This window comes from Pseudomonas sp. Tul2A7 (assembly GCF_054790505.1).
The window spans coordinates 6,578,688-6,588,553 of sequence record NZ_CP186499.1 but is presented as its reverse complement, the minus strand read 5'-3'; the positions used below and the strand labels follow the sequence as shown (position 1 = coordinate 6,588,553).

At 60.8% G+C, this 9,866-nt stretch carries 7 protein-coding genes; 2 read left to right on the top strand and 5 right to left on the bottom strand.

Going from position 1 to position 9,866, the window contains the following annotated elements; translation table 11 throughout:
* Positions 1-28: 28 nt before the first annotated feature.
* From ACOYXJ_RS29245 to ACOYXJ_RS29230, 4 genes are all read right to left on the bottom strand, one after another.
* The gene (locus ACOYXJ_RS29245) at positions 29-1,699 is read right to left on the bottom strand and encodes a protein kinase domain-containing protein (protein ID WP_460367212.1); all 1,671 of its coding nucleotides are present in this window, start codon (positions 1,697-1,699) and stop codon (positions 29-31) included.
* Between the two features lie 7 nt (positions 1,700-1,706).
* On the bottom strand, positions 1,707-2,918 hold the full coding sequence (locus ACOYXJ_RS29240) for a nitrate/nitrite transporter (RefSeq protein ID WP_102900773.1): 1,212 nt from the start codon (positions 2,916-2,918) through the stop codon (positions 1,707-1,709).
* Positions 2,919-3,481: 563 nt separating this feature from the next.
* Positions 3,482-4,057 carry an ANTAR domain-containing response regulator gene (locus ACOYXJ_RS29235; protein ID WP_038365449.1) on the bottom strand — a complete coding sequence of 192 codons (576 nt, stop codon included), beginning with the start codon at positions 4,055-4,057 and terminating at the stop codon, positions 3,482-3,484.
* Positions 4,058-4,072: 15 nt separating this feature from the next.
* Positions 4,073-5,284, bottom strand: coding sequence for a CmpA/NrtA family ABC transporter substrate-binding protein (locus ACOYXJ_RS29230; protein WP_460367209.1), 1,212 nt, complete (start codon positions 5,282-5,284; stop codon positions 4,073-4,075).
* Positions 5,285-5,507: 223 nt separating this feature from the next.
* On the opposite strand from ACOYXJ_RS29230, the gene ACOYXJ_RS29225 reads away from it, so the two are divergent.
* On the top strand, positions 5,508-6,527 hold the full coding sequence (locus tag ACOYXJ_RS29225) for a quinone-dependent dihydroorotate dehydrogenase (RefSeq protein ID WP_150794361.1): 1,020 nt from the start codon (positions 5,508-5,510) through the stop codon (positions 6,525-6,527).
* A gap of 240 nt (positions 6,528-6,767) precedes the next feature.
* On the opposite strand, the gene rmf is transcribed toward ACOYXJ_RS29225, so the two are convergent.
* The gene (gene rmf, locus ACOYXJ_RS29220) at positions 6,768-6,983 is read right to left on the bottom strand and encodes a ribosome modulation factor (protein WP_003223300.1); all 216 of its coding nucleotides are present in this window, start codon (positions 6,981-6,983) and stop codon (positions 6,768-6,770) included.
* Positions 6,984-7,515: 532 nt separating this feature from the next.
* Here rmf and rlmKL point away from each other — a divergent pair.
* Complete coding sequence (gene rlmKL, locus ACOYXJ_RS29215; protein WP_123448553.1) at positions 7,516-9,786, top strand: bifunctional 23S rRNA (guanine(2069)-N(7))-methyltransferase RlmK/23S rRNA (guanine(2445)-N(2))-methyltransferase RlmL; 2,271 nt, start codon at positions 7,516-7,518, stop codon at positions 9,784-9,786.
* The last annotated feature ends 80 nt before the right edge of the window (positions 9,787-9,866 follow it).

Below are 9,866 nucleotides of genomic sequence, written 5' to 3'. Positions count from 1 at the left end.
GCCTGCTCGCGATGGCCGCGACGCGGTGTCAGTGATGAAACAACAAAACGAGCAGCACCAGATTCCCGAGCAACGCCAACAACGCCATCGTCCGCCAGACCTTCAATGGCTCACGCTCCAGCAACGGTCGAGGCCGCACGCTCAAACTGCGCCTCTCGCCCTGTTCCAGCACCAACAACCACTCTTCAGCCGTTTCAAACCGTTGCTGCGGATCAGCCGCAACGCCGCGCTCCAGACTCTGCGCCAGCCATTCCGGCAGGTCCGGCCGATAACGGCTGGCACTTACCGGCAGACCAAAGCGCGGCCGTTGAAACGCTTCGATCTCGCCATAGGGAAAATGCCCAGTGAGCAAGAAATACAGGGTCACACCGACCGCATACAAGTCCTGCTGCACACTTGGCGGATCCCCACGAAACGCTTCCGGGGCGATATAACTGGGCGTTCCCGGTAGCGTCGACGGCGCGTCCTCGGACAAGCCTGGGCAGTACGCCAGGCCAAAATCCAGCAGGCGTAATTCACCGTCGTCGCCCGCGTGCAGGTTTTCCGGTTTGATGTCGCGGTGCAGAATCTGCCGCCGATGCAGCAGCCCGACCGCGCGCAACAGGCGCTCGGCGATGTCCTGCCACTGTGCCAACGGCGATGGGCCTGACTGTTGAAACAGCTGTGCCAGCGTCGCTCCGGAATATTCCCGCATCACGTAGTACAAATGCTGACGCTGCTGGCAGGCATGGACTTCAGGAAAGTGGCGACCGGCTACGCGTTTCAGAAACCATTCCTCGGACAACAGTGCTTGCCCGGCGTAGGAATCATCGGCGGAACGCGTAGGCAGGGTTTTCATAAGCCACGTCTGACCTTGTCCATCAAGCACCCGATACAGCAGCGATTGCTGGCTCTGAGCGACAACGTCCAGCACTTGCCAGCCTTCGAACGACTGACCGGGTTTCAGCGGTGGCGGCAGGGGCCATTGCTGCAGATGAATCAGCGCATCGCCGATACTGGCCTCACCCAAAGCATCCACCCGCACCAGCAAAGCACTGGCATTGTCCTGACTCCCGGCCAGATGCGCGGCATTGACCAGTGTTTGCGCGGCGCTGTGCAGATCCGGCTGATCACGCAGAATCGCCGCAATGGCGGTATCGCCGAGCGTCGACCAGACACCGTCACTGAGCAAAACAAAGTACTCGCCGTCGCGCAGTTCACCGTCAAGGAAGTCCAGCACCAGATGCTGATCCAGCCCCAATGCACGCTTGAGCACATGCTGCATGCCCGGCTGATCCCAGACATGATCTTCAGAGATCCGCTGCAAATTATCGCCGTGCCAGCGATACACCCGGCAATCGCCGACGTGGGCGAGGGTAAAACGCCGACCGCGCATGACCAAAGCACTGACCGTGGTGAGCAACGGTTGCCCACCACCGTTGGCCTGCAACCAGCGGTTTTGCGCGAGCAGCAGGCGATCCAGTGCCTGCGCCACGCTCCAGGTTTCCGGCGTGGCGTAGTAGTCGAGCGCCAGGGCCTGCACGGTCGAACGCGCAGCGAGGCCGCCATCGGCGCATTGGCTGACGCCGTCGGCGATGGCGAACAGATAACCTTTGCTCGCCGCCAGCGCCGGAGCGGGCGTGACCAGGCGCAAGGCGTCCTGATTCTCCGCGCGCGGGCCGGTGGCGCTGGCTTCGGCAAAACTCAGTTGCAGGGCCATTGACGCTTCAGACCCGCGCCGCCGTCACCGCCGCCGAACCCCAGGTGGTTCTCCAGCGACGCTTGACGCCGTGCAGGCCAAACCATGCCAACACGCCGAGGCTGGCGAACAACCACAGGGCCAGTTGATAGCTGCCGGTGCTCTGCTTGATCGCGCCCATGCCGGCGGCCAAGGCAAAACCGCCGATGCCGCCGGCCATGCCGATCAACCCGGTCATCACGCCGATTTCCAGACGAAAACGCTGCGGCACCAGTTGGAACACCGCACCGTTGCCCGCGCCCAATCCGAGCATGGTGCAGACGAAAAGTGCCAGCGCCGCGTAGGAACTCGGCAAGTTGAAACCAACCGCGGCGATGCACACGGCGGCGACGGTATACATCGCCAGCAATGTGCGAATGCCACCGAAGCGATCCGCCAGCGCGCCACCCAGCGGTCGCATCAAACTGCCGCCGAACACGCAGGCTGCGGTGTAGTAACCGGCCGTCACCGGGCTCAAGCCGTACTGATCGTTGAAGTAGCCGGGCAGGGCGCTGGCCAGACCGATGAAGCCGCCGAAGGTGACGCTGTAGAAAAACATGAACCACCAGCTGTCGCGGTCGCCCAAGGCTTTGAAGTAGTCGGTCATGGCTTTGGCTTTCGGCCGCTCAGGCGCGTTTTTCGCCAGCCAGGCGAACAGCACCAGGGTCAGGATCAGCGGGATCAGGGCGAAACCGAAGACATTGCTCCAGCCAAATGCGGCGGCGAGCACTGGCGCGAGCAGCGCGGCGAACACGGTGCCGGAGTTGCCCGCACCGGCAATGCCCATGGCTTTGCCCTGATGCTGTGGCGGATACCATTGCGAGGCCAGCGGCAGGGCGACGGCGAACGAGGCGCCGGCCATGCCGAGAAACAGGCCGAGGATCAGCGCCTGCTCGTAGCTATGAATGCCGATTTTCCAGGCACCGAACAGTGCGCAGATGACAATGACCTGGCCGATCAGCCCGGCGGTTTTCGGCGACAGTCGATCGGCGAGCATGCCCATCACAAAACGCAGCACCGCGCCCGCGAGGATCGGCGTGGCGACGACGAGGCCGCGTTGTTGCGTGGTTAGCTGCAGGTCGGCGGCGATTTGCACCGCCAACGGGCCGAGCAGGTACCAGACCATGAAGCTCAGGTCGAAATAGAGGAAGGCCGCGAACAGGGTCGGGGTGTGGCCGGATTTCCAGAAGCTTGAATTCATCGCGCACCTCAGCTGAAAAGAGTCTCGAAAGGAGTCATGCAACAGCAGGTGGGGCGCCGCCACGGCCGCACCACCGGCCCCGAGCTGTGGGGCCAAAACGCAAAAACGCCGCTACCTGATGCGCCGGTTGGGCGAACGGGTGAGCGACGTCTTTGTCGTGGGTGGGGCAACCGCCGTTGGTTACCTGTGCGTTTTACTTAGCGAGATTTGTGCCAACAGCCGGAAAATCAAAAGCCCCTCACCCTAGCCCTCTCCCAGAGGGAGAGGGGACTGATTGGGGGATGCTCGCGAAGTACGCCGACCTGTGATTTCTGCTGTGAATCCATAATCGACCGGGTCTTTCAGGTCGATGTTTGACGTCGGACAGCTCGGTCGGTCCCCTCTCCCAGAGGGAGAGGGGACTGATTGGGGGATGCGCGCGTAGTACGCCGACCTGTGATTTCTGCTGTGAATCCATAATCGACCGGGTCTTTCAGGTCGATGTGTGACGCCAGACACCTCGGTCAGTCCCCTCTCCCTCCGGGAGAGGGCTAGGGTGAGGGGCTCTCAGCGGTGAGAACGCCTCAGCCCAGCAACTCACTCATGGCAATAATCTGCTCCGCCACCTGAATCAGCTTCTGCTGGCGGCTCATCGCCTGGCGTCGCATCAAGGTGTAAGCCTCTTCCTCGTTGCAATCCTTCATCTTCATCAATAACCCCTTGGCCAGCTCAATGCGTTTGCGCTCAGCCAATTGCAGATCACGCGCCTGCAACTGCGCCCGCAACGCCTGATCACTCTCGAAGCGCGCCATTGCTACATCGAGAATCGGCTGCAAACGCTGGGCGTGAATGCCTTCGACGATGTAGGCACTGACCCCGGACTTGATCGCCTGGCGCATCACGCCGGGGTCATGTTCATCGGTAAACATCACGATTGGCCGTGGCTGGTCGCGGCTGACCAGCACGACTTGCTCCATGACATCGCGGCTCGGTGACTCGGTATCGATCAGGATCACGTCCGGTCGCACCGTTTCGACGCGCGCGGGCAGGTCGATGGTCAGACCGGATTCATCGATGACTTCGAAACCGGCTTCAGTCAGCGCGGCTTTCAGGCGCCCGACTTTTTTCGCTGTGTCGTTGATCAACAGAATGCGCAACATGTTTGCGGTCTCCTGTCAGCGGCGGGCGAGAAGGGGAACGTCGTCGTTCATCGCGTGCAGCTTGAAGCTGCGCGCATAACCGGCCGGGTCGCTGCCGTCCCAGATTTTGCCGTCGAGCAACTGGCTGCTGCGCATGTCGGTGCTCCACGCGGCAACACCGAGCTCAGTAGCGGCGTCGCGATACAGATCGAGTTGCTGAACCTTACGGGCGACAGCGAGGTAATCCGGGTCTTCGCGCAGCAAACCCCAGCGGCGGAACTGGGTCATGAACCACATGCCGTCCGACAGATAGGGCAGATTCACCTCGCCGTTGCCGTGGAAGCGCAGCGCATGAGGATCCTGCCAACGATTGCCCAGCCCATCGGCATAGTCACCGAGAAAACGCGGCTCAATACACGAAAGCGGCGCGTCCAGATACTCCGGCGCGCTGAGCAATTGCGCGGTGCTACGGCGATTCTCCGGGCTTTCTTCGATGAAGCGGCTGGCTTCAAGGATCGCCATCACCAGCGCGCGCGCCGTGTTCGGGTATTGCTCGACAAATTCGCGAGTGCAGCCGAGGACTTTTTCCGGGTGATCGGGCCAGATGGTCTGGCTGGTCGCCAGGGTGAAACCGAGATCCTGCTGCACCGCACTGGCGGCCCACGGTTCGCCAACGCAAAAACCGTCGATACGTCCGGCTTGCAGGTGCGCAACCATTTGCGGCGGCGGCACCACCACGCTGTCGACATCCTGCAACGGATGAATGCCCTGACTCGCCAGCCAGTAATACAGCCACATCGCATGAGTGCCAGTGGGAAAAGTCTGGGCGAAGGTGAGTTTTGCGCGGCTTTGGTGCACGTGGCGGTCCAGCGCTTCAGGACTGCTCACGCCAAGGTTCTGCAGACCGTGAGAGAGATTGAGGCTCTGACCGTTCTGATTCAGCCCCATCAGCACCGCCATGTCGGTCGACGCCACGCCGCCAATGCCCAGGTGCACGGCGTAGATCAGACCGTACAGACTGTGGGCGGCATCCAGTTCGCCGCTGACCAGTTTGTCGCGAAGGTTGGCCCAAGAGCTTTGGCGCTTGAGATTCAGGGTCAGCCCGTAAGGCTGGGCAAAGCCCTGTGTGGCAGCAACGACAACCGATGCGCAGTCGCTCAACGCCATGAAACCGAGGTTGATTGCAGTCTTTTCCGGGGCATCGCTGCCATTGACCCAGGCCAGTGGCCCTACCGAAGGTTCATTCATACACCGCCACCTCGAAAAAAAGCGCCGCCGCGGACTTTGCGCAGGCAAAACCCGGGACGACGCCATTGTCCTTGCCCGCGTGCCGTCATTGGCCTGCGCGCTGATATTCAAGGAGGGTGCAAGGCATATGCCAGTGCCAGTGATTTGCGCGTGCGCCTCGCGCCGCAGGTCGATGCCCGGCTATAATCGCCGCCTCTTTTCGCCGCCCGAGTCATCGCCGCCCATGTATTCCCTGGCCCGTCAGCTGTTGTTCAAACTTTCCCCGGAAACCTCCCACGATCTGTCGCTGGATCTGATCGGCGCGGGTGGGCGTTTGGGCCTCAACGGCTTGCTGTGCAAGGCGCCGGCGAAGAAGCCGGTGACGGTCATGGGCCTCGAATTCCCGAACCCGGTGGGTCTGGCGGCCGGTCTGGACAAGAATGGCGCGGCCATCGATGGCTTCGCACAACTGGGTTTCGGTTTTGTCGAAATCGGCACCGTGACCCCGCGCCCGCAGCCGGGCAACCCGAAACCACGGATCTTCCGCTTGCCGGAAGCCGAGGCGATCATCAACCGTATGGGTTTCAACAACCTCGGTGTGGATAACCTGCTGGCGCGCGTGGCAGCGGCGAAATACAAAGGCGTGCTGGGCATCAATATCGGCAAGAACTTCGATACGCCGGTCGAGCGTGCGGTCGATGATTATCTGATCTGCCTGGACAAGGTTTACGCCCACGCCAGCTATGTGACGGTCAATGTCAGTTCGCCAAACACCCCGGGCCTGCGCAGCCTGCAGTTCGGCGATTCGCTCAAGCAATTGCTCGCGGATCTGGCCACGCGCCGCGCTGAACTGGCGTTGCGTCATGGCAAACATGTGCCGTTGGCGATCAAGATCGCGCCGGACATGACCGACGAAGAGACCGCGCAGGTGGCTCAGGCGCTGATCGAAACGGGCATGGACGCGGTGATCGCGACCAACACCACGCTGAGCCGTGTCGGCGTCGAAGGTATGGAGCATGGCGACGAGGCGGGTGGTTTGTCCGGCGCGCCGGTGCGGGAGAAGAGCACGAATACGGTGAAGGTGCTGGCGGGTGAGTTGGCTGGGCGGTTGCCGATCATTGCGGCCGGTGGCATCACCGAAGGCAAGCATGCTGCCGAGAAGATCACTGCCGGTGCGAGCCTGGTGCAGATCTACTCCGGCTTCATCTATAAGGGCCCGGCACTGATCCGTGAGTCGGTAGACGCGATCGCCGCCCTGCGCTGATCCCTTGTGGGAGCGAGCCTGCTCGCGAAGGCGCCAGTTCAGTCAATATTTCTGTGACTGACACACCGCTTTCGCGAGCAGGCTCGCTCCCACAGGTTTTTTGTTTGGGCAAAGATAATGTGACAGGCATAAAAAAGGGCTCCTCGAAGGAGCCCCTGGGCCGCAGCCCGCCGTCCGGGAAGGACGTGCATGGTAAGTCGTTACAAATTCAGATTGTCGTGTCGGAATTAATGCCCTGTGTCAGCCGACGGCGTGAAGTTCGTTGAGTCTGTGGATTCCCGCAGTGCCGGTCATACCGTCCCAGTTGTCGCCGCGTCCTTCTCGCCAGCCGTTAATCCAGGCTTGGCGTACCGACGGTAGAGTAAATGGGCAAAGCTCACGGGATTTGCCACCAACGCCATATTGATATCCGCGCAAAAATGCTCTTTCCAACGGATCACGCTTAAGTCTTCTCATAGGGTGTTTCCCTCACTTGTTGACTGTTTTGTATCGCGTTGACCTCAACTGAGGTCTGGCAGAAGAAACCTGCCATGGTGCGGCTCGCTGCCGGCGTGGCGAGCCAAGGTGTTGACGCCGTTGCGACGTCAACCTGTGTTCAGTTCTAACCAATGAGTCACAACGATGGAATGACCGTTTTGTCATAAGGACGTAACGAAAAGAGTGCTATAGCGATAAGTAACCGCTTATTTATTGAACGTTTATTGAGCAAACCCCGGTATGATCGGCCCCGCGCTGGATGATGGGGTTAATTCTTTAGTGAGAATGACCCACGTTTGCGCTGGGGTATAAAGCGACGAAGGGTCGCTTTAAGACTTTTTGTTGCATCAACTTTTTTATCTGTCCCGGCATCTAAGCTCTTTTAACCCGAGCAGCGGGGATGGAACGGCACACCTTCGTGCCACGCGGGCGTTCTTTTAGAAAAGCGCCTGATTGAAAACCGGATCGGCAATGCGTTGCCGATTCACTAGCCAAAGGCTCTGGAAATACCATGTCCGACCGTTTCGAACTCTTCCTCACTTGCCCTAAAGGCCTTGAAGGCCTGCTCATCGAGGAAGCCGTCGGGCTTGGCCTTGAAGAAGCGCGCGAGCACACTTCCGCTGTGCGTGGCATGGCGACCATGGAAACCGCTTATCGCCTGTGCCTCTGGTCGCGCCTGGCCAACCGCGTGTTGCTGGTGCTCAAGCGCTTCCCGATGAAGGACGCTGAAGACCTGTACCACGGCGTGCTCGACATCGACTGGCAGGATCACATGCTCAGCGACGGCACCCTGGCCGTTGAATTCAGCGGCCACGGTTCCGGCATCGACAACACTCACTTCGGCGCCTTGAAAGTCAAAGACGCCATCGTCGACAAACTGCGCACGCCGCAGGGCGACCGTCCGTCGATCGACAAGCTCAACCCGGATCTGCGCATTCACCTGCGTCTGGATCGCGGCGAAGCGATTCTCTCCCTCGACCTCTCCGGCCACAGCCTGCACCAGCGCGGCTATCGCTTGCAGCAGGGCGCTGCACCGCTGAAGGAAAACCTCGCGGCGGCGATCCTGATCCGTTCCGGCTGGCCACGCATTGCTGCCGAAGGCGGCGCGCTGGCTGACCCGATGTGCGGTGTCGGTACGTTCCTCGTCGAAGCCGGCATGATTGCCGCCGACATGGCGCCGAACCTGCGCCGTGAGCAGTGGGGCTTTACCGCATGGCTCGGTCACGTGCCGGCACTGTGGAAAAAACTCCATGAAGAAGCCGTCGAGCGTGCCGCTGCCGGTCTGGCCAAGCCACCGTTGTGGATTCGCGGTTACGAAGCCGACCCTCGTCTGATTCAACCGGGCCGCAACAACGTTGAGCGTGCGGGCCTGAGCGAGTGGATCAAGATCTACCAGGGCGAAGTCGCGACCTTCGAGCCGCGTCCGGACCAGAACCAGAAAGGTCTGGTGATCTGCAACCCGCCGTACGGCGAGCGTCTCGGTGACGAAGCCAGTCTGCTGTATCTCTACCAGAACCTCGGCGAGCGTCTGCGTCAGGCCTGCCTGAACTGGGAAGCAGCGGTATTCACCGGCGCCCCGGATCTGGGCAAGCGCATGGGTATTCGCAGCCACAAACAGTATTCGTTCTGGAACGGCGCGCTGCCGTGCAAACTGTTGTTGATCAAAGTGCTGCCGGATCAGTTCGTCACTGGCGAGCGTCGCACCCCGGAACAGCGTCAGGCCGAGCGCGAGCAAGCGGCTTACGATCAGACCCCGGACGAGCCGCAAGAACGCAAGTTCAACAAGAACGGCAACCCGATCAAACCGACGCCAGCCCCGGCACCGGTGATTGAGCAGCCGCGCTTGAGCGAAGGCGGGCAGATGTTTGCCAACCGTCTGCAAAAGAACCTCAAGGCCATGGGCAAGTGGGTCAAGCGCGAAGGCATTGATTGCTACCGCGTCTACGATGCCGACATGCCTGAGTACGCGATGGCCATCGATCTGTACCACGATTGGGTGCACGTCCAGGAATACGCCGCGCCGAAATCCATTGATCCGGAAAAAGCCTCGGCGCGTATGTTCGACGCCTTGGCCGCCATTCCGCAGGCACTGAACGTCGACAAGAGCCGCGTGGTGGTCAAACGCCGCGAGCGCCAGAGCGGCACCAAGCAGTACGAGCGTCAGGCTGCGCAAGGCAAGTTCAATGAAGTCAGCGAGGGCGGCGTGAAGTTGCTGGTCAACCTCACCGACTACCTCGACACCGGCCTGTTCCTCGATCACCGTCCGATGCGCATGCGCATTCAGAAAGAGGCCGCCGGCAAGCGCTTCCTCAATCTGTTCTGCTACACCGCGACGGCCAGCGTCCATGCGGCCAAGGGCGGCGCGCGCAGCACCACCAGCGTCGATCTGTCGAAGACTTACCTCGATTGGGCGCGTCGCAACCTGTCGCTGAACGGCTATTCGGACAAGAACCGTCTGGAGCAGGGCGATGTGATGGCGTGGCTGGAAAGCAGCCGCGACGAGTACGACCTGATCTTTATCGATCCACCGACGTTCTCCAACTCCAAGCGCATGGAAGGTATCTTCGACGTGCAGCGTGATCAGGTGCAGTTGATTGACCTGGCCATGGCGCGTCTGGCGCCGGGCGGTGTGCTGTATTTCTCCAACAACTTCCGCAAATTCCAGTTGGAAGAAAACCTCGCCGAGCGTTACGCGGTCGAGGAAATCAGCGCGCAGACCATTGATCCGGATTTCGCCCGTAACACCAAGATCCACCGCGCCTGGAAAATCACGGCTCGTTGACGCTTTACCGGGTTGGATCCACAGAGCCTTGATTTTTAAAGGCTCCGTGGATCTGCCCGCGCTGGCTAAATTAGTGGCTA